Below are 26139 nucleotides of genomic sequence, written 5' to 3' on the forward strand. Positions count from 1 at the left end.
GCCCCTTTTTGGGGGCGGGGGGCTTGAAAAGACGGCGCTGGGCGCTGGAGGCGCCAGGGCAGCGCGGTGCGCTATTTTGCCAGCCAAGCGATTTTCACGCTGCGCCCTGCAATTGCCGCAGCGTGCCGGCCTTCAACTGCTGCTCAAGGTGCACTGAAGTTGCGCGTTAGTGGCGCAGGGGCCGAGCCAGCGCAGCTGGGTTGCGGTAGCGGGCGGCAAGGGGGCGTTCAAGCTGGTCGGTGGCGTGGCACCCGTGCTGAAGTTGGCCAGGATGGTCCAACTGCCTGAGCTGCCAACGCGGTATTCCAGGGCGTAGCTGCTGTTGGGCCGCAGGGCGCGCGTGGTGATCACGTATTGCGTGCCTTGTAGTGCGATGCTGGGTTTGTCGGTGAAGGGTTGGGCCAGGGGTTCGCCCACAAACAAGCCTTGCCCCGGCCATTGCACAGACTTCCAGTAGGCTTCGAGCACCGTGGCGCCGCGGTAGTACTGGCCAATCAGGGTTGAGGCCTGCGGGAATTTTGCGCTGTAGTTGCAGGGCTCTTCCACGGTGCCATAACTGGCTGTGACGCCGGCGTTCAGCCAGTCCAAAACGGTTGTTTGCCCGGCGGAAGGGATCATGCCGCCAAAGGACGTGAGGTGGTCGGCCACTGCACCGGGCCGATAGCTGTTGCTGGCGATGTTGGGCACGGTCGCCAGCCCGGTGAAATAGAACAAGACGCCGGTTTTGCCGCTGATGGTTTCAGTGCTGGACTGCGCGGAACTTTCGATGTAGCTGAGCGTCAAGCGGCTCGCCCATGCCGCAGGCAGTCCGGCAAAGTCGGTATAGCGAATGTTGCGGGCGGTGTCTGTGGTGCGAATCAGGTAGCCGTCGCCCGTCGGGTAGCTGGCATCCGCCGCGACGCCGCGATCGATCAAGGTCTTGGCGGCGGCCAGGGTGGTGGCGCCCAGCAACATCGAGGGGCGCATCTTGAGATCGCTCCAGGGGCTTTGTGATTCCGAGTCGAAATAGGCGGAGGTGGCCGTGGCAACGCAACCGCTGCCGCAGTATTTGCTGTCGTAGCCAAAGGCCAGGGCGCTGGTGATGCTCATGCTGCAGGTGCCCACCACGCGGGTGGGTGCCGCCCAAGTGACCAGGGTAGCTTGCACGCTGGTGGGCATTTGAGCGTCGATGCTGGCCTTCAAGGTGGCGAAATCGCTGGCGGAAATGGCGGCAGCGCTGGTGTCTACCTTGACCCGCACGATATTGGCTGCCGGGATGCCGCGGGCCGCTTGGTAGTAGGTGGCGACCGCTTCTGACAGCGCGTCGCCGTCGGCCACGATCACGCCGAGCGTGCTGGCGCTCAGGCCCTGGTGCGCGAGGCTGAGCCCCAAGGTGGTGGTGGCGCTGCCTACGGGCGTCGGTGTCGTGGCCGTGCCGTCAGTGCTTGTGCTGCTCGTACCGTTCGCGCTCCCACCCCCACCGCATGCAGCAACACACAGGCAAAAGCACAGTGCAAGCGAGAGGCGAGGGAGGCGGGGGCGGGGAAATCGAAAGTGTTCAAACATGGCACGAAGTGTTCCATCCCGCAACACGGGTTGATGAGGTGAATTGATGGATCGGATTTGCACAGTTTTTCAAATGACTGGCACGAAATTCGCTCAGCTGACACGGGCAAGCCACAGACGCGTGCTGGCGACTTCGCCAAAACGCAACAAAAGTCCCGAATGTGGCAGCGGTTGTTGCGAATCCACATCGTTGCTTTTCTCCAAAAAAGTGCAAAACCACTTTGTATAACTTGCCACTTTTATGGGGATATACAGAGAGTGAGTACTAGCACTTGTCACCAGAACGGTGCAAATTGCCCGTAAAAACCCCAAGTGCGTGCACAGGGGGTCGGCCCCTACTATTCGTTCACGTTATGCCGATGTCGCGAAAGCGAATGGGCAAAGGCGGGCTGAGGAGACAAACTCAAGCGGTAATTCAAGACGAAAAAAGTGACACTGTCACAATCACGAGCGCCTGGAGCTATTCAGGCGCTCGTTTTATTTGTGGCTCACTTGTGGCCCGCCATCGCGCACGATCAACGTATGCTGACGCGGCTTTGTTTCTCTTCTGTTGCGCTGGGGTCCTCTCGCAGACTCCCTCCCCCATGCTTGAATTCGCTTTACTTGCACTGGCCTCCCTGATGGCCGGATTTGTTGACGCCGTGGTGGGCGGCGGCGGCCTTATTCTGGTGCCGACCTTGTTCAGCGCCTTTCCGCAAGCTGCGCCGGCGACCTTGTTCGGCACCAACAAGGCGGCGGCCAGCTGGGGGACGGCATGGTCCACCGCTCAGTATGTCAAGCGGGTGTCCTTGAATTGGCGAGGCCTGTTGCCGGCCGCCGCTGTGGGCGTGCTGGGCAGCTTTGCCGGTGCGTGGACGGTGACCCTGGTGGACGCTGGATTCTTGCGTCGTGCCCTGCCCCTGATTTTGCTGGCGGTGCTGGTCTACACACTCTCCCGTAAAGATCTGGGGCGACATCACGCCCCGCGCTTTACCGGCCGTGCTGAAACAGGCGTGGCGGCCGCGATCGGGTTGTGCATTGGCTTTTATGACGGCTTCTTTGGTCCGGGCACGGGCAGCTTTTTTGTCTTTCTCTTCGTGCGTGTTCTCGGTTATGACTTTCTGAACGCGTCGGCGACCGCCAAATTGATGAATTTGGGAACCAATCTGGCGGCGCTGGCCCTGTTGACGGCCAAAGGCCATGTCTGGTGGCAGATCGGGCTGATCATGGGCGCCGCCAACGTGCTGGGGAGCCTGGTTGGAACACGCATGGCGCTCGCCCGGGGCGCCTCTTTTGTACGCGGCATGTTCGTCTTGGTCGTGAGCGCCCTGATCTTGAAAACGGGGTGGGACGCGTTCTTGCGCTGATGGTGAGTGTGGCATCGGCGGCGTGCCGCGGCTATTCTTGGCCAGCCCGTCCGTCGTGTTGTCGCGTCATCCCGTTTTTCGACTGCCCTGCCTAGAGGCGGCGCGCTACTATTCAATTCTTGGAAGGGACTGTGACCATGCCTGTTGATCCGCAACTCCGTACGCTTGAAATTGAAATTCCGACGCAGCCTGAAGTGCTGGTCAAGTTGTCGCTGTTGATGGCGGCGGAAGACATTGATCTGCTGGCAATGTCCGCCTTGGTCGAAAGCGATATGGCTTTGGCCGCCGCGGTGTTGAAGGCGGTCAACTCATCGCTGTACGGTTTGCGCGGCAAAGTACAAACTGTGCACCAAGCCCTGACCTATCTGGGCATGCGCGAGGTCTCGGGCATCACGTTTGAAATGGGCCTGCGCGCTGCGTTTCCACCCACAGCGGAGCTTGATCCCGTTTGGCGTCGGGCGTCAGAGCGTGGCGTCATCATGGGCCGCATGGGGCAAATGCTGGGCGTCGACCCCTGGGCGGCGCATTCGGCGGGCTTGTTCGAGGAGTGCGGCAAGGCGGTCTTGTATCGCCATGCACCCGCCCACTATCCGGCGATGCTGCGTGCCGCTACGCGGGATGTGGAGTTGATTGAACTGGAACACCGCGCCTTCGGCGTCAGTCATGACGCCTTGGGTGCTGCCCTGTGCGAGAGCTGGGGGCTGGCTGCAGCGGCGGTTGCCAGTGTGCGCTATCACGTTGAAGTGCAGGACACCTTGCTCATGCCCGAGGCTATGCAGCGCCGTGGAGTGAGCGCGATTTCAACCGTAGCTTGGGCCATGCTGCAGCAACCCGACCTGTTGGAGCAGGTGGTGCACGAAATTTCACCGCAGGCATCCTTGGATGAAACCTTGGTGTTGCGGGCCGCACGCCGTGTGGGTGAGCAATTGCAGCAGGCGCAAGAACACGGCCGCTAAATGAAGATCGGCGGCGATGGGCGGCAATCAGTGCCGACCCGCCGCATTCAACTGCGCTCAGTGCTGCGTGCTTTGGCTGCCGCCCGGCTGAGGCGGTCTCGCCCAGTGTGCTTGGCGATGTAGAGGGCCTCATCTGCGGCCTGCAACAGGGCTTGCGGGCTGAGATAAGGATGGGCGGGGCTGTATACCGCCAAGCCGATGCTGACCGTCAGCACGTGCGTTGTGCCGTCGAGCCCAACGCCCACACCGCCTTCATGGCGAATCGCCAGGGCGCGAAACTCTTCACGCAGTTGCTCCAGCAGTTGCTGGCTGTTGTCTAGCGCCAAGCCTGGCAGCATGACGACAAATTCCTCGCCGCCAAGTCGTGCCACCAAGTCGGTGTCGCGTTTGAAGTGTTCGCTCAGCAAGCTGGAAAATTGTTGCAAGGTGGCATTGCCAGCCTCTTGCCCGTAGCGTTCGTTGAAGTTTTTGAATTGATCCAGGTCCAGCACCGCGAGCGCCAAGCATCCCCGTTGCCGCTGGGCGCGCTTGAATTCACGGCGCAGGCCTTCGTCGAAGACCCGCTGATTGGGCAAGCCGGTTAGCAGGTCTTGCCGGCTCAGCTCGCTCAATTCGCGGGATTTTTGGGCCAATACCTGTTGAATTTCCCGTAGGGCCTCGTCATGGCGCTCGGCTTGTTCCCGAAATCCATCGGCACGTTGCCGCTCGAGTCGCAAGCCTTGTCTCAGGGTCTGCACCTGTCCGGCCAATTGCTTGACGGGTTGCAACATCCCGCGTTTGAGCAGCAGGATCAGACACAGGCTTAACAACAAGATGAGCGGAATATCCCGCGCCAGTACCGTGGAAAGCGCCTCAGCTGGCGGTGGTTGGTGAGAGGGGATGCCGGCACTGCTGGGTTCGAATACCAGCTCTTTCGAGTCGCTCAGTGCCTGGGCTTCGAGGTGCAGGGGGTCAATGTGGAGGGCGCTCAGCACGGGTTGCAACGCCGACAAGAATGGCGCGGAGGCCAGCGAGTGCTTCAGCGACTCCGTCAGGCTGACGGCCAGACTGCAACTCAACAGCACCGCCATGGACAAACGCAAACCGACAGCGCGAACGGGGCTGCCGAGTTGCGCCGGTTCATTTTGCAAGTGGGTGTCGGGCGGATGGACTGAGTTCACGACTTTTCAACACAGTTTTGGGCGAAATTCGCTCAAACATTGTGCATGGAATGAGCCGCTTTGCGGGACGTCATCCGACAGGGAAAATCCCTGCCCTAATCAGGGGATATGCTGTGGCGGTCAGCCGTGCACGAATTGCATTTGCGTGCCGGCCAACTCGATCACGTCGCCATTTTTCAAGCCGACCGACTCGCCCGTGAGGGGCATGCCGTTGACGCTGGGGCGGGCAGCGCCTTCCACATGGGCGAAAACGTAGCCGCTGGGCCGCTTGGTGATGGAGGCCACCTGAACCCCTGGTTTACCCACTGTGGTGACCACTTTGGTCAAACTGACTTCACGCCCTGCAGCGGCACCTGTCAGCACCTTGATGGTGGCGGGCAAAGCGGTGGCTGCCGTCGGGAGCGAGGCGAATGATGAAGGCAGACCGAAACCGCTGGGCGTGCCACTGGCTACAGCGGCGCCCGATTTCAAGATCATCGTCTTTTCGTAGTCGCCGTTGTCTTCCAGCAGGAATTTGATCTTGTACTTGCCAATTTCGACGATGTCGTTGTTGGCGAGCAACTGCTTTTTGATGGCTTTGCCGTTGATGTACGTGCCGTTGGTGGAGTTCAGGTCTTCGATGAAGACATCGGCTCCAACCATCTGTAGCACGGCGTGCTCGCCGCTGACGGCCAAGTTGTCAATGACGATATCGTTGTACGGCCGGCGCCCAAGCGTGGTCTTGTCCTTTGTAATCTGGACATCTTTGATCACCACGCCGTCGAGCGAAACCACCAGCTTGCCCATCTTTGACCTCAAATCCTGTTGTCATATTTGCGTCCCCGCGCCCAGCACGGCTTGGCGCCGTTTGAGCGCCACCGGATGGGATGATAGCCGCCGTTCAGCAGCCGTCGACCGGGTTTGCGATGCGTTCGACCTTGTTTGACGTCCCCTAGCGACGCCCAAACGGCCACCAAGAGCGTCCTTCGGCCTTGACCTTGCCTTCGGCGCGGACAAGTACCAGTGCAATATTGTCGCGTCCGCCCATTTCATTGGCCGCGTCAATCAAGGCGCGCGCGGCCTCCGAGAGCGAGGGATGGCCCAGCATCAACTGGCGCAAGGTGTCGTCGTCCAGCATGTCGGACAACCCGTCGGAGCAGAAAAGGTAAAGGTCGCCCGGCTGGCAATCGTGTGGGTGCAACTCGAGCATCACAGCATCTTCGACACCCACAGCACGGGTCACCAGATTCTTGTTGCTGGAATAGACGGCCTCTTCAGGGGTCAACAAGCCCGCGTCCAGTTGCTCTTGTAGCAGCGAGTGGTCGCGTGTGATTTGCATCAACTGGCCGCCACGCAGGCGATAGGCGCGCGAGTCGCCTACGTGGCCCAGCAGCAGACCTTCTTCACGGAATACACCCAGCACCAGGGTCGTGCCCATGCCGGCGTAGCGGGGGTTGGTGTTGGCGGCGTTGAAGATGGCGCGGTTGGCGTTGTCGACGCAGATGTCCATGGCGCGGCGCACGTCCGCATTGCTGGCTTCGGCGCCCGATTCTTTCAGCCAGCGGCCCAACTCGGCGCGCACGAAGCTGGTGAGCATCTGGCTGGCCACCTCGCCGGCGTTGTAGCCGCCCATGCCATCGGCGAGCACGGCCAAGCCGACATCTTCGTCCAGTGCCACCGAATCTTCGTTGTTGTCACGCGCGCGCCCAACATCTGTGGCGCTGAAGAACTCCAAGCTCATTTTGCTTCTGGGTGGTTGGCTGGAGGGGGATTCTGCACCGCTTCTTTAAGATCCAAACGTACAGTTTGTGCGAAAGCCGAGTCCAATTTGACAGATTCACCGCTTGAGTCGCCACTCGGCCCCGCTGTGGGGTGCTGCGCTGCACGGGCAGGCATCTCCAACAATACCGCAGCCAGATCCTGTGCCATCTGCTGGCCACTGCCGTAGCGCAACTCCGGGCGCTTTTCGAGCGCAAGGGCCAAGACCAGCGCCAGGCTCTCCGGCAAGTCTGCCCGGTACAAGCGGACATCGGGCGGCGCCTCGTTGGCGATCTTGTACATCAGCTGGGCCATGGAGTCGGTTTGATGCGGCAGGCGGCCCGTCAACAATTGAAACAGCATCACACCCAATGAGTACAGATCGCTGCGCCCGTCCACCTTCAGGCCGGCCAACTGTTCGGGCGACATGAAGGAAGGCGTTCCCAAGACCAACCCGGTGCGCGTGCGACTGCCGTCGGCAATGCGGGCGATGCCGAAATCCATGATTTTCAACACATCATTGGCGCGATTCAACATCACATTGGCGGGCTTGATGTCGCGGTGCACTACGCCCTGGCTGTGCGCGAAATCCAAGGCCAAAGCCAGTCGCTGGCCCAACCGCAATACCTCGACGACGGACAACAAGGTGCCGGCGCGGGTGAAGTGGCTGAGGTCCTGGCCTTGCACGTATTCCATGGCAATCCAGGTGTCTTGCCCGTCGACGCCAGCGTTCAACACCTGAAGGATATCGGGGTGTTGCAAGTGGCCAGCCGCGCGGGCTTCGCGCATGAAGCGTTGGCGAACATCGGCCAGATCTTCGGCAGCAAATTCACGCTGAAGCGCCAGCCGCTTGATGGCCACAGTGCGGCCGGTTTTGCGCTCGATGGCCAAATGGACCACCGCCATCGCACCCCGGCCCAACTCACCTTGAATGTCATAGTCCGCCAAAACCGGCCCATTGAGCGCCGAATCAGGCACTAGGGCGTTGTGGGCTTCGCCGCCGTCGGTGGCCTCGGGGCCGCGACCCAGCAGTCGTTTCCAAAATCCGCTCATCAGGTGCCTTTTCAAGCTGCAGCACTTGGTGCAGCTTTGCGCGCTGCCAACCATTTACCCAGGACCAGCACCAGCAAAGCTCCAGCGACAGCGACGCCATATTGCTGCGCTGGCGTCGGGCCAGCGTCCCAGTTTGGCAGCCAGCGCGCGAGCGCTGGGTCGCCGATCATCATGGAACCGGCAATCCAGCCCAACAGCATGCCACCCAGGGTGATGACAAGCGGAAAACGGTCCATCAACTTGATCACCAACTGGCTGCCCCAAACGATGATGGGAATGGACACCAGAAGACCGAAGATGACCAGCGGCATTTGATGGTCGCCGCCCGCGCCTTGGGCTGCGCCAGCAATGGCGATGACGTTGTCCAGGCTCATCACGAAGTCCGCCACGATGACGGTCTTGACGGCGGCCCAGAGCTTGTCGCTGGCTTGAATCGCGCCATGTTCGTCCTCGTCTTCAGGGACCAGCAATTTGACGCCGATCCACAGCAGCAAGAGGGCCCCAACCAGCTTGAGATAGGGTAGGTTCAACAGCGTCAGCGCGAAGAAAATCAACACCACCCGCAGCACGATGGCGCCGGCGGTTCCCCACAAAATGCCCTGTGTGCGCTGGGTATCTGGCAATTTGCGACAAGCCAGCGCGATGACAACGGCGTTGTCGCCGCCCAGCAGGATGTCGATCATGATGATTTGACCGACGGCCAGCCAGAATTCAGGGGTTAGGAAATTTTCCATGCAGCGAATGAAGATGAACCTTGGCCACTATACCGAGGGCGTCAAGGTACCCGGCGAGCAGCCATGAAAAAAGGGACCGAAGCCCCTTTTTTTGCACTCGCTCCAGGCGGTGAAGCCCGGGAACTTCGTTGACAGCTTTACAGCAAGCCCTTGAGCAGCTTGGCCATTTCCGAAGGATTGCGGGTGATGGTGAAACCACACTCTTCCATGATCGCCAGCTTGGCATCAGCCGTGTCGGCGCCACCGGAGATCAAGGCACCTGCGTGGCCCATGCGCTTGCCGGCAGGAGCCGTCACGCCAGCGATGAAGCCGACCACGGGCTTCTTCATGTTCAGCTTGCACCAGCGAGCGGCTTCAGCCTCGTCCGGTCCGCCGATCTCACCGATCATGATGACGGCGTCAGTATCCGGATCGTCGTTGAAGGCTTGCATCACGTCGATGTGCTTCAGGCCGTTGATCGGGTCGCCACCGATGCCGACAGCCGAAGACTGGCCCAGGCCGATTTCGGTCAGCTGTGCCACGGCTTCATACGTCAGGGTGCCCGAGCGCGAAACCACGCCGATGCGACCCTTGCGGTGGATGTGGCCGGGCATGATGCCGATCTTGATTTCTTCGGGCGTGATCAGGCCGGGGCAGTTGGGGCCCAGCAGCAGGGTGCGCTTGCCACCGGCGGCTTCCTTGGCCTTCATCTTGTTGCGCACTTCCAGCATGTCACGGACGGGGATGCCTTCGGTGATGCAGATGGCCAGGTCCAGATCGGCTTCAACAGCTTCCCAGATGGCGGCAGCAGCGCCGGCGGGCGGCACGTAGATCACCGACACGGTGGCGCCGGTCTGGTGCGCGGCTTCCTTGACGGTGGCGTAGATTGGGATGTCCGAGAACTTCTCGCCCGCCTTCTTGGGGTTCACGCCGGCGACAAAGGCGTTCTTGCCGTTCGCATAGGCTTGGCAGCCCAGGGTGTGGAATTGACCGGTCTTGCCCGTGATGCCCTGGGTGATGACCTTGGTGTCTTTATTGATGTAGATGCTCATATTCGTATTCCTTGCTGGTCAGCAGTCAGGCGTTTAGGCGACAGCGGCGACGATCTTGGTCGCGGCTTCGGCCATCGAGTCGGCGGCAATGATGGGCAGGCCGGAGTCGGCCAGCATCTTCTTGCCCAGCTCTTCGTTGGTGCCCTTCATGCGAACGACCAGCGGCACGGACAGGTTCACGGCCTTGCAAGCGGTGATCACGCCTTCGGCGATGGTGTCGCATTTCATGATGCCGCCGAAGATGTTGACCAGAATGCCCTTGACTTCAGGGTTCTTCAACATGATCTTGAAGGCTTCAGTGACCTTCTCGGCTGTGGCGCCACCGCCCACGTCCAGGAAGTTGGCCGGCTCGCCGCCGAACAGCTTGATGGTGTCCATGGTGGCCATGGCCAAGCCAGCGCCGTTCACCAAGCAGCCGATATTGCCGTCCAGCGAGATGTAAGCCAGGTCGAACTTGGAGGCTTCCACTTCGGCCGGATCTTCTTCGTCCAGGTCGCGGTAGGCGACGATTTCTGGATGACGGAACAAGGCGTTGGCGTCGAAGTTGAACTTGGCGTCCAGGGCGATCAGATTGCCCTTGGAATCGCAGTTCAGCGGGTTGATTTCAACCAGCGATGCGTCGGTGTCCATGTAGCACTTGTAGAGCTTGGCAAACAGGTCGACGGCTTGGTCCACCGAAGCGCCGGTCAGGCCGATGGCCGCAGCAATCTTCTTCGATTGATCGGCGGTCAGGCCGGTCAGCGGATCGATCATCTCGGTGATGATCTTCTCGGGGGTGGAGTGAGCCACTTCCTCGATGTCCATGCCGCCTTCGCTCGAAGCGATGAAGGCTACCTTTTGCGTGCCACGGTCGGTCACCAGAGAAACGTAGAGTTCCTTCTTGATGTCGGCGCCGTCTTCGATGTAGAGGCGACGCACCTTCTGGCCTTCGGGGCCGGTTTGGTGCGTGATCAACTGCATGCCCAGAATCTCTTCGGACAGCTTCTTGACGTCTTCCAGCGAACGGCCCAGCTTGACGCCGCCGCCCTTGCCACGGCCACCGGCGTGGATTTGTGCCTTCACGACCCAGACCGGGCCGCCCAGCTTTTGTGCGGCTTCAACCGCTTCTTGCACCGTGAAAGCCGCATGGCCACGCGGCACCGGCACTCCGAATTGGCGCAGGATTTCCTTGGCCTGGTACTCGTGAATCTTCATAGGGTTCTCACTTTTATGGGGAGGGTCAGAAAGAGGACGCAGGCGTCGCCAGAGGCTCGGTGGCCGTGGCCACCTCTGCCGACTTGCGATACCAGCGAGGGTAATGAGTCTGGACGATCTCGCCATCACGCCGCAAGGCATGACAGCGATCGATTTGGAATGGCGCACTGCCGTCGGCCCGGCCTTCTTGGGTGTCGATCACCACGCCTGCAAAGGCCTGAATCACCGCAGTGGGCAAAATTTGACACAGTTCGGTCAGGTGCGTGCAGGCCTTGACGCCGCCGACGCGGTCTTTGACACCCAGGCGAAAGCCGTGGAGTAGATTCAAGCCCACCAGCTTTTTGTAGACATCGCCATGCTGGTCGCAGGTGCCGGGATAGGGCATTCCTAGCGTGCGGGAGTTGGCTTCGAGAATGGTGAGGTGTGCGTCGACGACCAAGCTCAGCAGCATGTCGTGGATCGGCTCACCCGCAGGGCGAACGCCACCGGCCAAGGCCATATCTTGTGTCTTGGTATCCACCAACCGGGCTTCAACGTCATACAACTGGTCATCGCGCGCAAAAATTTGCACGTCAATGGCGCGGCGGTGTATCAGACGGCGCGAGGGGGTGGAAGGGGGTGGAAACATGGGCAACAACATCAATGGCGCAGCGCCCAGCCGCCAGAACCACATCCTGACACGGGGCGCAACACAGGGCAGCAATGTAACATGTTGCGCTGCCGCAAGCCTTTCACGAGACTTTCAAGCGTGCAGACCCGCCAACCCTCCGTGGGTTGGACTTGAGCGAGCAGCGGGTTCCACGGCTTCGTCCTTGGCCCGTGCTTGAACTTGTCGCAACACCTGATTCACGAGTTCTGGTGAAAATCCGCGTTGTACCAAAAAACGTGTGTGTTTGACGCGTTCTGACAACTGTTCGGCACTGTTGTTGAATTTTGCCGGCCGGGTGGCTGTCTCGTCTGGGCCGCTGAGGCGACTGCCGAATTTTCGACGCCAAACCTCCATGGCGCGATCAAATTCACTGGCTTTGAGCTCATTCAGATAATCTGGGCTGAGACTCAACCCATGTTGCGCCAACTCTTGTTTGATACGGGTGGTGCCCCATCGACGGCTGCGGGCATTGACGCGCGACTCGACAAACCGTTGCTCATCCAGATAGCCCTGGCTTTGCAAACAGAGCAGCAAGGCGTCTACGGCCTCTGCAATGGCAGGCGGCGAGTCAGCGTCCGCGGGGCCAGGATCGTCCTCATCAACATTTGGTGTGACCTCATGGCGAAGTCGCAAGGACTCGATGCGCAGTAGCTTGCGACGCAACTCCGCCACGCTGTGCTCCCGCTGCGCCAACAGGGCGATGGCCCGGGCCTTCAAAGACAAAGGCTTGGATTTCATTGTTGGCGCCATTCAATACTGTTCAATACAGGTACAGGCCCTTGGCGGGAGGGGGGGGCGTGTCGCGATGCACAAGCCTCGCGAGCAAGTCCTTACGCGCCTTGCACTTCGGCCAAGAGCGGCACGCCCAGGGAGTCGCGCACCTTGTTCTCGATTTCTCGGGCAACGTCAGGGTTCTCGCGCAGGAACTCGCGGGCGTTGTCCTTGCCTTGGCCAATCTTTTCGCCGTTGTAGGCGTACCAGGAGCCTGACTTCTCAACCACCTTGGCAACCACGCCCATGTCGATGATTTCACCCTCGCGGCTAATGCCTTCACCGTAGAGGATGTCGAATTCCGCGGTCTTGAAGGGCGAGGCTACTTTGTTCTTCACCACCTTGACCTTGGTCTCGCTGCCAATGACTTCATCGCCCTTCTTGATGGATCCGATACGGCGGATGTCCAGACGCACGGAGGCGTAGAACTTCAGCGCATTGCCGCCGGTGGTGGTTTCAGGGCTGCCAAACATCACGCCGATCTTCATGCGGATTTGGTTGATGAAGATGACCATGCAGTTGGTCTTCTTGATGGTGGCTGTCAGCTTGCGCAGGGCTTGGCTCATCAGGCGAGCCTGCAGGCCGGGCAGGGAGTCGCCCATTTCACCTTCAAGCTCGGCCTTGGGGGTTAGCGCGGCGACCGAGTCGACCACGATCAAGTCCACGGAGCCGGAGCGCACCAGCGCATCAACGATTTCAAGGGCTTGTTCGCCGGTGTCAGGTTGGCTGATCAGCAGGTCTTGCAGATTGACGCCCAATTTTTGCGCGTACTGGATGTCCAGGGCATGCTCGGCGTCAATGAAGGCGCACACGCCGCTGACTTTTTGCATTTCAGCAATGACTTGCAGGGTCAGGGTCGTTTTGCCAGAAGATTCAGGACCGTAGATTTCGACCACCCGGCCGCGTGGAAGGCCGCCAACGCCCAAGGCAATGTCCAGGCCCAGAGAGCCGGTGGAAACCACTTGAATGTCTTCAATCACCTCGCCTTCGCCCAGGCGCATGATGGACCCCTTGCCAAATTGCTTTTCAATTTGTGACAGGGCGGCTTGCAGGGCCTTGGCTTTTTCGGTGTTGATGGTGGGCTTGACGGGGGCGTCCATGTGTTTCTCCTCTTGGGCTGGCCGGATTATGGCGCAATCTGTATGTTTGTACAGTACTTTTGTTGAGCTGCGCAATGTGGGCGCAAATTTCTAGGTTGCGAATTTCGGCATGAAGTTTTTTCGCAGTGGTCTCATCGTAGGTGGACACTCGCTCATGGGATGAGCCAGCGCAAACCGGTCAAAAAAATTTCCTGGCGCAACTCCCTAGAATGCACCTACAAGAACGCTGTGACATACGGAGACTTCGATGCGCATCCTGATTGCGGAAGATGACCAGGTGTTGGCCGATGCGCTGTTGCGCTCGTTGCGGGCCTCCGGCTATGCGGTGGACCAGGTGGGCAGTGGGACCGAGGCGGATGCCGCACTGGCTTCGCATGAGTTTGATCTGGTGATTCTGGACCTGGGGCTGCCTCGCCTGCATGGCCTGGAGGTGTTGCGCAAGCTGCGCGCGCGCGGGTCGTCCATGCCGGTGCTGATCTTGACCGCCGCTGACAGCGTCGAGCAACGGGTCAAAGGCTTGGATCTCGGTGCGGACGATTACATGGCCAAGCCTTTTTCCTTGCAGGAGCTGGAGGCGCGAGTGCGGGCCCTTACTCGACGGGGTCTGGGCACGGCGTCCAGCATCATCAAACACGGGCCTTTGTCTTTCGACGCCACGGGCCGTGTCGCCTACATCAACGAGCAGATGGTGGAGTTGTCAGCGCGCGAGCTGAGCCTGCTGGAGGTGCTGCTGCAGCGAGCTGGCCGGCTGGTCAGCAAAGACCAGTTGGTGGAGCGCTTGTGTGAGTGGGGCGAGGAGGTGAGCAACAACGCCATCGAGGTGTATATCCACCGCCTGCGCAAGAAGATCGAGCAGGGGCCGATTCGCATCGCCACGGTGCGCGGCCTGGGCTACTGCCTGGAAAAGATCCCGGGTTGATGTTGCACTCCCGCCCGTTGGTCGGCTGCTTCTCTGGGTCAAAAAATGGCTGTTGATTCCGGCCAACGCTCTCTGTTCGGCGAGATTCTTGATTGGATGCTCGCGCCGCTGCTGCTGATCTGGCCGATCAGCGTGGCCTTGACTTGGTTGGTGGCCCAAGGTATTGCCAGCCGGCCCTATGACCGGGAGTTGGGCGAGATGGCCCGCACGCTGGGCCTGCAGGTGGCGTCCACGTCTGCGGCTCAGGTCGCGGGGCGCACTGGCAAGGCGCAGTACGCGCTGGCCCCGGAGGCTGCGGCTTTGCTGCGCGCGGATGAGTCCGACACGGTGTTTTTTCAGGTGCTGGGCCTGCGCGGCGAGTTGCTCAGCGGTGATGCCGCCTTGCCGGTGCCGGCGGATGAAGATTTGATCGTGCCGTGGGAGCTGCACTTTCGGGACGACGAGGTCGCGAATGAGCGGGTACGGGTGGCCTATCTGTGGGTCTCGCCCGAGGGCATGGCGGGCGCCAGCAAGACGATGTTGGTCCAGGTGGCTGAAACCCTGGGCAAGCGCAGCAAGCTGACGAATGAAATCATCAAGGGCGTGATCCTGCCGCAGTTTGTCATCTTGCCCTTGGCGGTGTTGCTGGTGTGGCTGGCTCTGGCGCGGGGCATTGCGCCGCTGAACGAATTGCAACGGCGCATCCGCTCGCGCGAGAGCTCGGATTTGAGCCCGATCGATGAGCGACGCATTCCCGAGGAAGTGGCGCCCTTGGTGCGCGCCATCAACGATTTGCTGGCTCGGTTGGATCAATCCATCAGCAGCCAGAAGCATTTTTTGGCCGACGCGGCCCATCAACTTAAGACGCCCCTGGCGGGCTTGCGCTCCCAAGCCGAATTGGCGCAGCGCGAGATTGATGAAGGGCGCAGCGACCCCGCTGAGTTGAAGCGTTCGCTGCAGCAAATTTCACTCTCCAGCCAGCGTGCTGCGCACATGGTCAACCAGTTGCTTGCCATGGCGCGCGCGGAAGACCAAGAACACGCGGCCCGGCGTGAGGACGTCAACCTGCCGGACATCGCCATCGAGACGGTGCGGGACTTTGTGCCGCGGGCGTTTGACAAGCGCATTGACCTCGGATTTGAAGGGCCCGATCAGGACCAAAGCAGCCTGCGTGTACTGGGCCATCCGCTGCTGATTCGCGAGTTGATTCGCAATCTGGTGGACAACGCCCTGCTCTACACGCCCTTTGGCGGCACGGTGACCGTGCGGGTGGTGGAAGACCCCTTCGGCCAGGTCAGCGTGCTTCAGGTCGAAGATTCAGGCCCGGGCGTACCGGAGTCTGAGCGTGAAAAGGTGTTTCAACCCTTCTACCGGGCTTTGGGCACGAACGTGGACGGCTCCGGGTTGGGCCTGGCCATCGTGCGTGAAATTGCCCAACAGCATGAGGCCGAAGTGTCGCTGGACGACACGCGCTTGCGGCGCCCGGGTCAAGTGGACCCCGATGGCCATGGGCCGGGCGCACGCTTCACGGTGCGCTTTCACGCCCACCCGGCAGACAAACCGGCTCAGTAGCGGATGCGGCGGGTCTTGGCAATGGACATCAGCAAGCCCAGGCCAAAGCCCAGCGTGACCATGGCGGTGCCGCCATAACTGATGAAAGGCAGGGGCACGCCCACCACGGGCAAGATGCCGCTGACCATGCCCATATTGACGAACACGTAGGTGAAAAAGCTCAAGGTGACCGCCCCGGCGATCAGGCGGGAGAACAGGGTCGGCGCCTCGGAGGCAATCATCAAGCCACGCAGAATCAGCGCGGTGAAGCCCCCCAGCAAGGCCAAGGCGCCCACCAGCCCGAACTCTTCGCCAAAGGCTGCAAAGATGAAGTCAGTGGTGCGCTCGGGAATGAATTCCAGGTGGGTCTGCGTGCCCTTCATGAAGCCCTTGCCGGGAATGCCACCGCTGCCAATGGCGATTTCACCCTGAATGATGTGAAAGCCCTTGCCCAGAGGGTCTTTGGTGGGGTCCAGCAAGGTGCAGACGCGGTTCTTTTGGTATTCTCGCAGCACCGGCCATTGCACATCGGGCTGGCAGATCTTGTCTTCGCTCATCACCAGGGCGGTGATGCTGGCCGCGCCGATCACGAAGGCAGGGATGATGAGCTTCCACGACAGCCCGGCGAAGAAGATGACGTAGAGCCCGGCGGACAGCACCAGAATGGCCGTTCCCAGGTCGGGCTGTTTGGCGATCAACCCCACCGGCACCACCAGCAGCCCAAAGGCGGCCAGAAAATCGGGTAGCCGTAGCAGCCCCTCGCGCTTTTGAAACCACCAGGCCAGCATCAGGGGCGTGGCGATTTTCATGATTTCCGAGGGCTGGATCTGTGTCACACCGATGCTCAGCCAGCGCGTGGCGCCCTTCTTGGTCACGCCAAAAACGGCCGTGGCCACCAGCAGCATGATGCCGACGGTGTACAGCGGGATGGCCAACTGCATGATGCGCTGCGGCGGAATCTGCGCGACGACGAAGATGATGCCTACCGACAGCAACATGTTGCGGGCGTGGTCGACAAAGCGCGTGCCGTGGTCATAGCCCGCTGAGTACATGCACAGCAAACCGAGCGCCATGATCCAGGCGAGGGCCGACAGCAAGGGCAGATCGAAGCTCTTGAACCAGGGCCGCAAGCGCTGCCACAGGCTGGGTTTTTCAAAGACGGCGTTCAATGCGAAGCTCCGCTGGACGGCCGGGGTAGGGGCAAACGTGCCGCCGCACTGGCCTTGAGCGCGGGTGGTGGAATCTGGGCCGTCGATGTCGATGCCGATGTTGATGCGGACGCTGCAGAGGCCGCTGCTGATGCAGCCGAGGCTGCTGAGACCGATGAAGCCGCAGGCACGGGCATGCCGGGCAAGGGCACGTCGAGGGGGTTGCGCGCTGCGCCGACGGGTGCGGTGGTTTTGCCCGCTTGTGTCAGCGCCATGTCTTCCTCGCTTGGATATTGACCCGATAGCACGTAGTCGAAAACGCGGCGCGCAATGGGCGCCGCCGAAGTCGAACCCCAGCCAGCATTCTCGACGATCAGCGCCAGCGCAATGCGGGGCTGATCCACGGGTGCGAATGCCACGTACAGCGAGTGGTCGCGTTTGCGTTCATCCGCTTTCACGTCCTTGTATTTCTCGCCGGCACGCAAACCCACCGCCTGAGCGGTGCCGGTCTTGCCGCCGCTTTGGTAGGGCGCGCCCGCGAAAACCTGGCGCGAGGTGCCCTCCTGGGTCACACCATTCATGGCGTTGAGCACCACATCGACCTGTTCACGCTTGAGCGGCAAAGGCTCCATGGCGTCACTGGCCACGCGGCGGCGCTCGTGCTTGACGACGTCTTCGATCTCGCTCACCAGGCGTGGGCGAAAGCGCTGACCGCCGGTGGACAAGGTGGCGTAGGCGGACGCCATCTGTAGCATGGTGAAGTTGTTGTAGCCCTGGCCGATGCCCAGTGAAATGGTTTCGCCGGCGTACCATTTTTGCTGCTCGGGGCGCTTGAATTTCTTGCGCTTCCAGGCGGTGGAAGGCAGGTCGCCCGTGACCTCGCCTTGCAGGTCAATCTCAGTGCGGCGGCCCAGGCCGAAGGGTTCCAGCTGCTCATGAATCAGGTCCACGCCCATCTCGTTGGCCAAGCTGTAGAAGTACACATTGCTGGAGGTGACGATGGCCAGGCGCATGTCTTTGGGGCCAGGGCGGTCGGTTTCCGGGCTGCCAAAGGTGCGCCCGCCGAAGCTGAACGTCAGGTTGTCCTGGATGATGGTGCTGGGCGAGCGCTTGCCGGTGTTCAAGGCCGCCATGGCCATCAGCGGTTTGAAGGTGGAGCCCGGGGGGTAGGTGCCGCGCAGGGCGCGGTTGAGCATGGGCTTGTCGGGGTTTTCGTTCAGGTCGCGCCAGCTCTCGGTGTCGATGCCGTCGACGAAAAGATTCGGGTCGAAGTTGGGCTTGGACACAAAGGCCAGCACCTCGCCGTTGCGGGGGTCGATGGCCACCAGGGCCCCGCGGCGGTCTTTGTAAAGCTCTTCCACTAGCGCTTGCAGACGGATGTCGATGGACAGGCGCAGCGTGTTGCCGGGGGTGGGTGGGCGGTAGGCGAGGCGGCGCACGGCGCGGCCTGCGGCGCTGGTTTCCATCTGTTCGAAGCCGGTGATGCCGTGCAACTCGCGTTCGTAGCTTTGCTCAATGCCGAGCTTGCCGATGTATTCGGTGCCGCGGTAGTTGGCGATGTCTTCTTCTTCCCAATCATCCATGGCCTTTTTCTCGGCCTGGTTGATGCGCCCGATATAGCCCAGCAGATGGCTGCCTACTTCGCCCAAGGGGTAGTTGCGGAACAGCCGCGCCTTGATGTCCACGCCAGGAAAGCGAAAACGCTGCGCCGTGAAGCGGGCCACCTCGGCATCGCTCAGCTTGGTGCGGATGGGCAGCGACTCGAAGTTCTTGCTTTCTTCCATCAAGCGCTTGAAGCGGCGTCGATCCCGGGCTTGGACTTCGATCACTTGCGACAACTCATCGATGGTGGCGTCGAGATCGGTGACTTTGGAGGGGGTGATCTCGAGCGTATAGGCCGAGTAGTTGCTCGCCAGCACGACGCCGTTGCGGTCCACGATCAACCCCCGATTGGGCACGATGGGTACGACGCTGGTACGGTTGGATTCTGCGCGGTCCAGCAGGCTGTCGTGCTGAATCACTTGCAGAAACACCAGGCGCGCCACCAACAAGCCGAAGCAGAACAGCACAAAGCCTGCCGCTGCGACAAGGCGTAGGCGGAAGCGGGACAACTCCTGTTCGACGTTTTTTAGGGGGGTCATGGCGGGCGAGCGGACGGGCAATGGGCGGGGCGAAGGGCCCGTCAGAGCGGCCGGTTGGCGTCGCGGTCCGGGGCGCGGCGTTGGGGCGCCAGCAAGAACACGGTGGCAATCGGCCACAGCATGGCTTCAAACACCGGCGCGAGGGCCAGCGTCCAACCCGGCCACATGCCGCCCACCATCATGCGCACCGCCAGGGACACCGCATGCGCGAGGGCGAGCAGCGGCAACACCTGCAAGGCCTGCACCAGCGGGGTGAAGTGCGCCAGGCGGCGATGCAGGCTGACAGCGCCGTAGTTCAGCACGCTGTAGGCCAAGGCATGTTGCCCCAGCAAGGAGCCGTGATGCACGTCGATCAGCAGGCCGAAGGCGAAGGCCCAGCCCACGCCGACCCGGCGCGGCTGGTGCACGCCCCAGAAGACCAGCACCACGGCCAGCACATCGGGCATCAGGGCGGAGCGGCCGATGGGCACCAGATCGGCGATCAAGGCCAGAAGCAGGGTCAGGGCGATGAACAGAGGGTTGGCCGGCAGCAGCAATTGCCCGGAGCCACGCGGCATGATCATGGGGCTTTGCCTCCCGAGGCGGGTTTGGCCGCAGCGTTGGCCGCTTTGCGGGTCGCCTTGGCGCTGGCATTGGCGGCGGCCTGCGAGGCGGCCGCATCAGCAGCTTCCGCCTGGGCGGCTTCATGCAGGGTCAGGGGCTTGAGGACCAGCACATGGCGGACACTGTCCAGCCGAGCCACGGGGCTGAGGTCCACGCGTGCAAAGCTGCTGTCGCCGCGCCGCTCCACCTGCGTCACCTTGGCCACCGGCAAACCGGGGGGGTAAACGCCGTCCAGGCCCGAGGTCATCAAGGTGTCGCCCACCTTGACATCGGCGTTGGCGGCCAAGAACCGCAGCTCCATGCCACTGCCGTCGCTGTTGCCGAAGGCGGCGTTGCGCTGCTGGGTGCGCGTATTGAGCACGGGAATGGCCGCGTCCTTGTCATTCAGCAGTGTGACTTCGGCGGACAGGCGATAAACCCGCGTCACCTGGCCGAGCACGCCTTCGTCGTTGATCACGGGCGCGCCGAGTTGCACGTCGTTGCGGCTCCCGCGGTCGATGACGAGCCGGCGGGAGTAGGCGTCGGGCGCTTCATACAGCACCTCGGCCGATTGCGAACTCACTGCGACGGCGGGGCGCAATTCGAGCAGCGCGCGCAGCCGTTGATTCTCGGCTTGCAGTTGCTCGACGCGCGACAGCTTTTCGGCTTGCTGAACCAGTTGCCGGCGCGCCAGCCGCTCCGCCTCCATCGCCCGCTGCGTACCGCGAAAGTAGTCTTGCAGCGTGTCCCAAGCGTCCACCGGCGTCAGCAGCAGGCGTTGCACCGGGTGCAGCGCCAGTGCCAAAACTTGCCGGGCCGGGTCCACCATTTTGAAACGCGCGTCCGCCACCATCAAAAAGATGGCCGCCGCGGCGCACAGCACAAGCTTGGTCAGGGCCGAGGGGCCTTGACGAAAGATGGGCGGCGTCGTGCGATCTGGGGGACCGAGGGGCATGGAGAGAATGGAATCAGCTTGGCCAGCCGCAGCGAGCCAAGGTTAGGCCAGATGGCCGGAGCGCAGGAACCGAAGCGACCTTGTGGGGCGCGAGGATTCCGAGTACCGCCCGACAACGCATGGCCTTGGCGCTGTAGGTCTGGGCCTGGCCCGTGCTTACTCGTAGGTGAAGATGGAGCCGAGGCGCTCCATGCGCTCCAGCGCCATCCCGCAGCCACGCACCACACAGGTCAGCGGGTCTTCGGCCACCAGCACCGGCAGGCCGGTTTCTTCGGCCAGCAGGCGGTCCAGGTCACGCAGCAGGGCACCGCCGCCGGTCAGCATCATGCCGCGCTCGGCGATGTCGGCACCCAGCTCGGGCGGGGTCTGCTCCAGCGCGTTTTTCACGGCACTGACGATCTGGTTGAGCGGGTCGGTCAGCGCTTCCAGGATCTCGTTGGACGAGATGGTGAAGCTGCGCGGCACGCCTTCGGCCAGATTGCGGCCCTTGACTTCGATTTCTTTGACCTCTGAGCCTGGGAAGGCCGAGCCGATGTTCTTCTTGATCGCTTCGGCTGTGGGCTCGCCGATCAACATGCCGTAGTTGCGGCGGATGTAGTTGATGATGGCTTCGTCGAACTTGTCGCCGCCGACGCGGACCGAGCCTTTGTAGACCATGCCGCCCAGCGAGATCACGCCCACCTCGGTGGTGCCGCCGCCGATGTCCACGACCATCGAGCCAGAGGCTTCCGACACCGGCAGGCCGGCGCCGATGGCGGCTGCCATGGGTTCTTCAATCAGATAAACCTCGGAAGCACCCGCGCCCAGGGCCGATTCACGGATGGCGCGACGCTCAACCTGGGTCGAACCGCAGGGCACGCAGATGATGATGCGCGGACTGGGGCGCAGCATCTTGGAGTCGTGCACCATCTTGATGAACTGCTTGAGCATTTGCTCGGTGACGGTGAAGTCGGCGATCACGCCGTCTTTCATCGGGCGGATCGCCTCGATATTGCCGGGCACCTTGCCCAGCATGGCCTTGGCTTCGTGGCCGACGGCTTGAATGGTTTTCTTGCCATTGGGGCCGCCTTCGTGGCGGATGGAGACCACCGAGGGCTCGTCCAGCACGATGCCTTTGCCGCGGACGTAAATCAGCGTGTTGGCAGTGCCCAGGTCAATGGCGAGGTCGGTGGAGAAATAGCGGCGCAGGGAGGCGAACATCATGGTTTTGGCGGGCGCGGGGCCAAGCATCTGAGCCTGGGGCTGGAGATCGCTTGAACAGCCACGCGTGAGTCGGGGCAGTGTTTGGTTCTTCGGGGTGCAGCCGGTTTCAAGGCCGGCTGCACCAAGGGGCTCCGCATAGGCACCGGGGCTGCGTGGTCCCGCAAAAAGGACTTGCAGCCCCGGTGCTATGAAGATAAGCAGAGATAATAACTGATCACCCCCAAAATTCTTCATCCCCCGGGTCATATGTTTGCCAGTGCTTTACCGATTCCACGGGCTTTTTGCCGCGTGGTGGGGCGCCGCTTGCCGACCCGTGTTTTGCCAACTTCGGACCTTGTTTAGCCCATGGCTCTGACCTCACAAGACGTAAGCCGCATCGCCCACCTGGCGCGGCTTGAATTGCAGCCCGCTGAGAGCAGCGAATTGCTGACCCAGTTGAATGGGTTTTTCAAGATCGTGGAACAGATGAGCGCTGTCGATACAGGGGGCATCGAGCCCCTGTACACGCCTCTTTCTGCGGTACAGGAGGTGGCCTTGCGCTTGCGCGAAGACGCGGTCACCGAATCGAACCAGCGTGAGCTGAATCAGCGCAGCGCTCCGGCGGTGGAAGATGGTTTGTTCCTCGTTCCCAAGGTCATCGAATAATGACAACGACAAAAGACTCATTGCATGATTTGGGTGTGGCCGATTTGGGCCGCGCATTGGCCGCCAAGCGCGTTTCCAGCCTTGAAGTCACGCAACATCTGCTTGCACGTGTTACTTCCCACGCCGAGTTGGGTTGCTTCTTGCATGTGGACGAAGCGCAGTCTCTGGCTGCCGCCCAGGCTGCGGATGCCCGCCGTGCTGCCGGCCAATTGGGCCCCTTGGGCGGTGCCTTGCTGGGTGTACCCCTCGCCCACAAAGACATCTTCGTGACCCGGGACATGCCCACCACGGCGGGTTCCAAGATATTGGCGGATTACCGCAGCCCCTTCGATGCCACCGTGCTGGCACGTTTGTTCGATGCGGGCACCGTGTCTTTGGGCAAGCTCAACTGCGATGAGTTCGCCATGGGTTCTGCCAATGAAAACTCCGCCTACGCGCCGGTGATGAACCCTTGGGATCACGGCCGCGTACCGGGGGGCTCTTCCGGCGGTTCGGCCGCTGCTGTGGCCGCCCGCCTCGTGCCCGCCGCCACCGGTACCGACACCGGGGGCTCCATTCGCCAACCGGCCAGCTTCACCGGCATCACCGGTATCAAGCCGACCTATGGCGTGTGCTCGCGTTTCGGCATGATCGCCTTCGCCTCCAGTCTCGACCAAGCCGGCCCCATGGCCCGCTCGGCTGAAGACTGTGCCCTGCTGCTGTCCGCCATGAGCGGCTTCGACGAGCGGGACGCCACCAGCATCCAGCAGCCGCCGCAAGACTTTTCGGCGCAGATGCTGCAGGTGCGTGAGGGCGCCACAGCGGCGCAACCGCTCAAGGGCCTGCGCATTGGCCTGCCGCGCGAGTTCTTCCCCGAGGGCCTGGCTGGCGATGTCGACAAGGCCGTGCGCCAAGGTCTGGCGGAACTGGAAAAGCTGGGCGCCACCCTGGTGGACGTGAGCTTGCCGCGCACCGAGTTGGCCATTCCGGTCTACTACATCATTGCGCCGGCTGAAGCCAGTTCGAACCTGAGTCGCTTTGACGGCGTGCGCTTCGGCCACCGTGCAGCTCAGTACGACGACCTGCTGGACATGTACAAGAAGACCCGCGCCGAGGGCTTTGGCGCGGAGGTCAAGCGCCGCATCATGATCGGCAGCTACGTACTGTCTCACGGTTATTACGACGCTTACTACCTGCAGGCGCAGAAGCTGCGCCGCATGATTGCGGACGACTTCCAGCAGTGCTTCACCCAGTGCGACCTGATCGCCGGCCCGGTGGCCCCCACCGTGGCCTGGAAGCACGGTGAAGGCAAGGACGACCCCGTCAAGGCCTACCTGGCGGACATCTTCACCTTGCCCGGTTCACTGGCCGGCCTGCCCGGCATGAGTGTGCCAGTGGGAACCGGCGAGGGCGGCATGCCGGTGGGCCTGCAATTGCTGGGCAATTATTTCAAGGAAGGCATGCTGCTGCACGCAGCCCACGCCCTGCAACAAGCGACCGACTGGCACCAGCGTGCGCCGGGAGGCATCTGACATGACAACGACAGCAAGCAAACTCATCCGCGGTTACGAAGTCGTGATCGGCCTGGAAAACCACGTCCAGCTTTCCACCCAGTCCAAGATCTTCAGCGGCTCGTCCACCGCTTTTGGCGCCGAGCCCAACACCCAGGCCTCACCGGTGGACCTGGCCTTGCCCGGCACGCTGCCGGTGCTGAACCGAGGCGCCGTCGAGCGCGCCATCCGCTTCGGCCTTGCCGTGGGCGCCAAGGTGGCACCACTTTCGATCTTTGCCCGCAAGAACTACTTCTACCCCGACCTGCCCAAGGGCTACCAGATCAGTCAGTACGAGATCCCGGTGGTGCAGGGCGGCAAGCTTGAATTCTTCGTCGGTGAGAAAAAGCACGTGGTGCAACTCACGCGTGCACACCTGGAAGAAGACGCCGGCAAGAGCCTGCACGAGGACTACCACGGCCTCACCGGCATCGACTTGAACCGTGCCGGTACCCCGCTGCTGGAGATCGTGAGCGAGCCCGATATGCGTTCCGGCGCTGAGGCCTGTGAATACGCCAAAACCCTGCACGCACTGGTGATGTGGCTGGGCATCTGTGACGGCAATATGCAGGAAGGCTCTTTCCGCTGCGATGTCAACGTGTCGGTGCGCAAGCCCGGCGAGCCCTATGGCACGCGGCGCGAGATCAAGAACCTCAACAGCTTCCGCAACCTGATCCAGGCGGTGGACTACGAGGTGAACTGGCAGATCGACGAGATTGAAGACGGCCGCGCCATTCAACAAGCGACCGTGCTCTTCAACCCCGACAGCGGTCAGACCCGTGCCATGCGCAGCAAAGAAGACGCTGCGGACTACCGCTATTTCCCCGACCCTGACCTGCCGCCTCTGGTGATCGCCCCCGAATGGGTGGAGCGCGTGCGCGGTGAAATGCCCGAGTTGCCCGCCGTGATGGCGGCGCGGTTCGAACAAATCGATGGCCTGCCCGCCTACGACGCCGCGCTCATGACTCAAAGCTTGGCAGTCGCCCGGTTTTACGAAGCAGCACGCGAGGCCTGCAAGGCGCCCAAGCTCGTGGCCAACTGGCTACAAGGCGAATTCTCACGCCGCTTGAATGCCGAGGAACGTGGCATCGAATCCAGCCCCGTTTCGGCGGAAACCTTGGCCGTACTCATTGCCCGCATCCAGGACGGCACCATCTCCAACAATGCCGCCCGCCAAGTCTTCGAGGCCTTGTGGAGTGGTGAGGGCATGGAAGTGGACGCGGTGATCGACGCCAAGGGCCTCAAGCAGATGAGTGATAGCTCAGAGCTAGAGCGCATCCTCGACGAGGTGCTGGCCGCCAATGCCAAGTCGGTGGAAGAGTTCCGCGCCGGCAAGGAAAAAGCCTTCAACGCGCTCGTCGGTCAGGCCATGAAAGCCACCAAGGGCAAGGCCAACCCGACCGCAGTCAACGATTTGCTGAAGAAGAAGCTGAGCAGCTGACCCCGCGCAGTTTCGGGGTTGGGGGCGCTCCGTTTGCCCATCAGCCCTGAGACCGTGTGAAGGAACTCAGGGCGTGTCGATGGGCCCCAGGCTACCAGGCGTAGCGCCATTCCAGAGCTTTTTGAGCCGGGCGAGTTCGGCGTCGTAGCGGGTGTTGATGCGCACCAACTCGGCCTTTTGGTTTTCAATCAACTGTTGCTGCGCCAGGACGGAGGCGTCGTTGGCATCCAACTGCTGTTTCAATTTGGCGGGCAGTTGGCGGTTTTTGTAAAACTCGGCCTCGTCCGTCAGCGGCTTGCGTTCCAGCGCCAAATCCTTGATGCGGCGCTCAGAAATGAGTCGAGCCTTGTTGGCGTCGTCGAGCGCCGCAGCACGTGCCCGCTGATGGGCTGCCTGGTTAGGAAAGCGCAACATCAAGGTGCGGTCGCGCCGCACGGCGTCTTTCTGCGCAGCACGCTCGGCGACCAGTTGGCGCTCGTGCGCTTCGTGCAGAGCCATCTCCTCAGGCGAGAGCGCGGGGGGCAGGGTGGCGCGTTGAGAGCCGTCGGTATTCAGAATGCGCTGCTCCCGCCCACTGCATTCAGCGATGGGGCGATCGGAGGTCAGCTTGCGACCGTCCAAGGTGGTGCAGGTGTAAATGGAAATCGACTTCTTGGCATCGGGCGCGGGCTGAGCTTCAGCCTTGATCGGCGCCGCGATCGGCATGAGCGCAATCAAGAGGCCGGCCACCCGCAATGCCCAGCGCCCCGTCACGGGCGCATGGCGCATGA

At 61.8% G+C, this 26139-nt stretch carries 24 protein-coding genes; 7 read left to right on the forward strand and 17 right to left on the reverse strand.

What is annotated here, in order from left to right:
- Positions 1-132: 132 nt before the first annotated feature.
- A complete protein-coding gene (locus PRZ01_RS10550) occupies positions 133-1371 on the reverse strand; it encodes a TIGR03790 family protein (RefSeq protein WP_273596744.1) in 1239 nt (412 codons plus the stop codon).
- A gap of 758 nt (positions 1372-2129) precedes the next feature.
- Here PRZ01_RS10550 and PRZ01_RS10555 point away from each other — a divergent pair.
- Positions 2130-2891: a sulfite exporter TauE/SafE family protein gene (locus PRZ01_RS10555; RefSeq protein WP_273596745.1), complete on the forward strand. Its 762-nt coding sequence runs from the start codon at positions 2130-2132 to the stop codon at positions 2889-2891.
- Positions 2892-3028: 137 nt separating this feature from the next.
- A complete protein-coding gene (locus tag PRZ01_RS10560) occupies positions 3029-3847 on the forward strand; it encodes an HDOD domain-containing protein (protein ID WP_273596746.1) in 819 nt (272 codons plus the stop codon).
- Positions 3848-3894: 47 nt separating this feature from the next.
- Here the strand turns inward: PRZ01_RS10560 and PRZ01_RS19250 are convergent, their stop codons facing one another.
- The 10 genes from PRZ01_RS19250 to recA form a co-directional block, all read right to left on the reverse strand.
- Entirely contained in the window at positions 3895-5007 is a 1113-nt protein-coding gene (locus PRZ01_RS19250) for a GGDEF domain-containing protein (protein WP_273596747.1), read from the reverse strand.
- Between the two features lie 120 nt (positions 5008-5127).
- Complete coding sequence (locus PRZ01_RS10570) at positions 5128-5793, reverse strand: FHA domain-containing protein (protein ID WP_273596748.1); 666 nt, start codon at positions 5791-5793, stop codon at positions 5128-5130.
- A 145-nt stretch (positions 5794-5938) separates the two neighbouring features.
- On the reverse strand, positions 5939-6727 hold the full coding sequence (locus PRZ01_RS10575; protein ID WP_273596750.1) for a Stp1/IreP family PP2C-type Ser/Thr phosphatase: 789 nt from the start codon (positions 6725-6727) through the stop codon (positions 5939-5941).
- On the reverse strand, positions 6724-7797 hold the full coding sequence (locus PRZ01_RS10580; RefSeq protein ID WP_273596751.1) for a serine/threonine-protein kinase: 1074 nt from the start codon (positions 7795-7797) through the stop codon (positions 6724-6726). The genes PRZ01_RS10575 and PRZ01_RS10580 overlap by 4 nt, the downstream gene beginning before the upstream one ends.
- 11 nt (positions 7798-7808) lie before the next feature.
- Complete coding sequence (locus PRZ01_RS10585; protein WP_273596752.1) at positions 7809-8531, reverse strand: TerC family protein; 723 nt, start codon at positions 8529-8531, stop codon at positions 7809-7811.
- Positions 8532-8668: 137 nt separating this feature from the next.
- Entirely contained in the window at positions 8669-9562 is an 894-nt protein-coding gene (gene sucD, locus PRZ01_RS10590; protein ID WP_273596753.1) for a succinate--CoA ligase subunit alpha, read from the reverse strand.
- A 33-nt stretch (positions 9563-9595) separates the two neighbouring features.
- Positions 9596-10756 (reverse strand): ADP-forming succinate--CoA ligase subunit beta, encoded by a 1161-nt coding sequence (gene sucC / locus PRZ01_RS10595; RefSeq protein ID WP_273596754.1) that lies wholly within the window; start codon positions 10754-10756, stop codon positions 9596-9598.
- A gap of 25 nt (positions 10757-10781) precedes the next feature.
- Positions 10782-11384 carry a DUF2889 domain-containing protein gene (locus PRZ01_RS10600; RefSeq protein WP_273596755.1) on the reverse strand — a complete coding sequence of 201 codons (603 nt, stop codon included), beginning with the start codon at positions 11382-11384 and terminating at the stop codon, positions 10782-10784.
- Positions 11385-11498: 114 nt separating this feature from the next.
- A complete protein-coding gene (locus PRZ01_RS10605; protein WP_273596756.1) occupies positions 11499-12143 on the reverse strand; it encodes a regulatory protein RecX in 645 nt (214 codons plus the stop codon).
- 92 nt (positions 12144-12235) lie between these two features.
- The gene (recA, locus tag PRZ01_RS10610) at positions 12236-13276 is read right to left on the reverse strand and encodes a recombinase RecA (protein ID WP_273596757.1); all 1041 of its coding nucleotides are present in this window, start codon (positions 13274-13276) and stop codon (positions 12236-12238) included.
- A 247-nt stretch (positions 13277-13523) separates the two neighbouring features.
- Here recA and PRZ01_RS10615 point away from each other — a divergent pair, with 247 nt between their 5' ends.
- Both PRZ01_RS10615 and PRZ01_RS10620 read left to right on the forward strand, forming a co-directional pair.
- Positions 13524-14195, forward strand: coding sequence for a response regulator transcription factor (locus tag PRZ01_RS10615; RefSeq protein ID WP_273596758.1), 672 nt, complete (start codon positions 13524-13526; stop codon positions 14193-14195).
- Between the two features lie 45 nt (positions 14196-14240).
- Complete coding sequence (locus tag PRZ01_RS10620; protein ID WP_273596759.1) at positions 14241-15746, forward strand: sensor histidine kinase; 1506 nt, start codon at positions 14241-14243, stop codon at positions 15744-15746.
- Here the strand turns inward: PRZ01_RS10620 and rodA are convergent.
- The 5 genes from rodA to PRZ01_RS10645 form a co-directional block, all read right to left on the reverse strand.
- Positions 15740-16894 (reverse strand): rod shape-determining protein RodA, encoded by a 1155-nt coding sequence (gene rodA, locus PRZ01_RS10625; protein ID WP_273596760.1) that lies wholly within the window; start codon positions 16892-16894, stop codon positions 15740-15742. The genes PRZ01_RS10620 and rodA overlap by 7 nt on opposite strands.
- The gene (gene mrdA / locus PRZ01_RS10630; RefSeq protein ID WP_273596761.1) at positions 16891-19014 is read right to left on the reverse strand and encodes a penicillin-binding protein 2; all 2124 of its coding nucleotides are present in this window, start codon (positions 19012-19014) and stop codon (positions 16891-16893) included. Before mrdA ends, rodA begins: the two co-directional genes overlap by 4 nt.
- 41 nt (positions 19015-19055) lie before the next feature.
- Positions 19056-19577, reverse strand: a complete 522-nt coding sequence (gene mreD / locus PRZ01_RS10635; RefSeq protein WP_273596762.1) for a rod shape-determining protein MreD — start codon at positions 19575-19577, stop codon at positions 19056-19058.
- Positions 19574-20551: a rod shape-determining protein MreC gene (gene mreC / locus PRZ01_RS10640; protein ID WP_273596763.1), complete on the reverse strand. Its 978-nt coding sequence runs from the start codon at positions 20549-20551 to the stop codon at positions 19574-19576. The genes mreD and mreC overlap by 4 nt, the downstream gene beginning before the upstream one ends.
- Positions 20552-20707: 156 nt before the next feature.
- Positions 20708-21751, reverse strand: coding sequence for a rod shape-determining protein (locus PRZ01_RS10645; protein ID WP_058722426.1), 1044 nt, complete (start codon positions 21749-21751; stop codon positions 20708-20710).
- Positions 21752-22099: 348 nt separating this feature from the next.
- Between PRZ01_RS10645 and gatC the strand changes: the two genes are divergently transcribed.
- From gatC to gatB, 3 genes are read left to right on the forward strand one after another with little or no spacing between them, the layout of a single operon-like run.
- Positions 22100-22399: an Asp-tRNA(Asn)/Glu-tRNA(Gln) amidotransferase subunit GatC gene (gene gatC / locus PRZ01_RS10650; RefSeq protein WP_273596764.1), complete on the forward strand. Its 300-nt coding sequence runs from the start codon at positions 22100-22102 to the stop codon at positions 22397-22399.
- The gene (gene gatA, locus PRZ01_RS10655) at positions 22399-23910 is read left to right on the forward strand and encodes an Asp-tRNA(Asn)/Glu-tRNA(Gln) amidotransferase subunit GatA (protein ID WP_273596765.1); all 1512 of its coding nucleotides are present in this window, start codon (positions 22399-22401) and stop codon (positions 23908-23910) included. The genes gatC and gatA overlap by 1 nt, the downstream gene beginning before the upstream one ends.
- Before the next feature lies 1 nt (position 23911).
- A complete protein-coding gene (gene gatB, locus PRZ01_RS10660; RefSeq protein WP_273596766.1) occupies positions 23912-25369 on the forward strand; it encodes an Asp-tRNA(Asn)/Glu-tRNA(Gln) amidotransferase subunit GatB in 1458 nt (485 codons plus the stop codon).
- A 66-nt stretch (positions 25370-25435) separates the two neighbouring features.
- On the opposite strand, the gene PRZ01_RS10665 is transcribed toward gatB, so the two are convergent.
- Positions 25436-26137: a hypothetical protein gene (locus PRZ01_RS10665; RefSeq protein ID WP_273596767.1), complete on the reverse strand. Its 702-nt coding sequence runs from the start codon at positions 26135-26137 to the stop codon at positions 25436-25438.
- Positions 26138-26139: the final 2 nt, after the last annotated feature.

Origin of the sequence: Roseateles koreensis, assembly GCF_028595305.1 — a bacterium.
GTDB classification, from domain to species: domain Bacteria; phylum Pseudomonadota; class Gammaproteobacteria; order Burkholderiales; family Burkholderiaceae_C; genus Paucibacter_A; species Paucibacter_A koreensis.

What these genes read in the sequence shown, in the direction of transcription:
- gatA (WP_273596765.1), top strand. Translation starts at nt 22,399, where the DNA reads ATGACAACGACAAAAGACTCATTGCATGATTTGGGTGTGGCCGATTTG.
- mreD (WP_273596762.1), bottom strand. Translation starts at nt 19,577, where the DNA reads ATGATCATGCCGCGTGGCTCCGGGCAATTGCTGCTGCCGGCCAACCCT.
- recA (WP_273596757.1), bottom strand. Translation starts at nt 13,276, where the DNA reads ATGGACGCCCCCGTCAAGCCCACCATCAACACCGAAAAAGCCAAGGCC.
- PRZ01_RS10570 (WP_273596748.1), bottom strand. Translation starts at nt 5,793, where the DNA reads ATGGGCAAGCTGGTGGTTTCGCTCGACGGCGTGGTGATCAAAGATGTC.
- PRZ01_RS10585 (WP_273596752.1), bottom strand. Translation starts at nt 8,531, where the DNA reads ATGGAAAATTTCCTAACCCCTGAATTCTGGCTGGCCGTCGGTCAAATC.
- PRZ01_RS10600 (WP_273596755.1), bottom strand. Translation starts at nt 11,384, where the DNA reads ATGTTTCCACCCCCTTCCACCCCCTCGCGCCGTCTGATACACCGCCGC.
- PRZ01_RS10615 (WP_273596758.1), top strand. Translation starts at nt 13,524, where the DNA reads ATGCGCATCCTGATTGCGGAAGATGACCAGGTGTTGGCCGATGCGCTG.
- PRZ01_RS10665 (WP_273596767.1), bottom strand. Translation starts at nt 26,137, where the DNA reads ATGCGCCATGCGCCCGTGACGGGGCGCTGGGCATTGCGGGTGGCCGGC.
- gatC (WP_273596764.1), top strand. Translation starts at nt 22,100, where the DNA reads ATGGCTCTGACCTCACAAGACGTAAGCCGCATCGCCCACCTGGCGCGG.
- sucC (WP_273596754.1), bottom strand. Translation starts at nt 10,756, where the DNA reads ATGAAGATTCACGAGTACCAGGCCAAGGAAATCCTGCGCCAATTCGGA.
- PRZ01_RS10645 (WP_058722426.1), bottom strand. Translation starts at nt 21,751, where the DNA reads ATGTTCGCCTCCCTGCGCCGCTATTTCTCCACCGACCTCGCCATTGAC.
- PRZ01_RS10620 (WP_273596759.1), top strand. Translation starts at nt 14,241, where the DNA reads ATGGCTGTTGATTCCGGCCAACGCTCTCTGTTCGGCGAGATTCTTGAT.
- PRZ01_RS10580 (WP_273596751.1), bottom strand. Translation starts at nt 7,797, where the DNA reads ATGAGCGGATTTTGGAAACGACTGCTGGGTCGCGGCCCCGAGGCCACC.
- PRZ01_RS10560 (WP_273596746.1), top strand. Translation starts at nt 3,029, where the DNA reads ATGCCTGTTGATCCGCAACTCCGTACGCTTGAAATTGAAATTCCGACG.
- mreC (WP_273596763.1), bottom strand. Translation starts at nt 20,551, where the DNA reads ATGCCCCTCGGTCCCCCAGATCGCACGACGCCGCCCATCTTTCGTCAA.
- mrdA (WP_273596761.1), bottom strand. Translation starts at nt 19,014, where the DNA reads ATGACCCCCCTAAAAAACGTCGAACAGGAGTTGTCCCGCTTCCGCCTA.
- sucD (WP_273596753.1), bottom strand. Translation starts at nt 9,562, where the DNA reads ATGAGCATCTACATCAATAAAGACACCAAGGTCATCACCCAGGGCATC.
- PRZ01_RS10555 (WP_273596745.1), top strand. Translation starts at nt 2,130, where the DNA reads ATGCTTGAATTCGCTTTACTTGCACTGGCCTCCCTGATGGCCGGATTT.
- gatB (WP_273596766.1), top strand. Translation starts at nt 23,912, where the DNA reads ATGACAACGACAGCAAGCAAACTCATCCGCGGTTACGAAGTCGTGATC.
- PRZ01_RS10575 (WP_273596750.1), bottom strand. Translation starts at nt 6,727, where the DNA reads ATGAGCTTGGAGTTCTTCAGCGCCACAGATGTTGGGCGCGCGCGTGAC.
- PRZ01_RS10605 (WP_273596756.1), bottom strand. Translation starts at nt 12,143, where the DNA reads ATGAAATCCAAGCCTTTGTCTTTGAAGGCCCGGGCCATCGCCCTGTTG.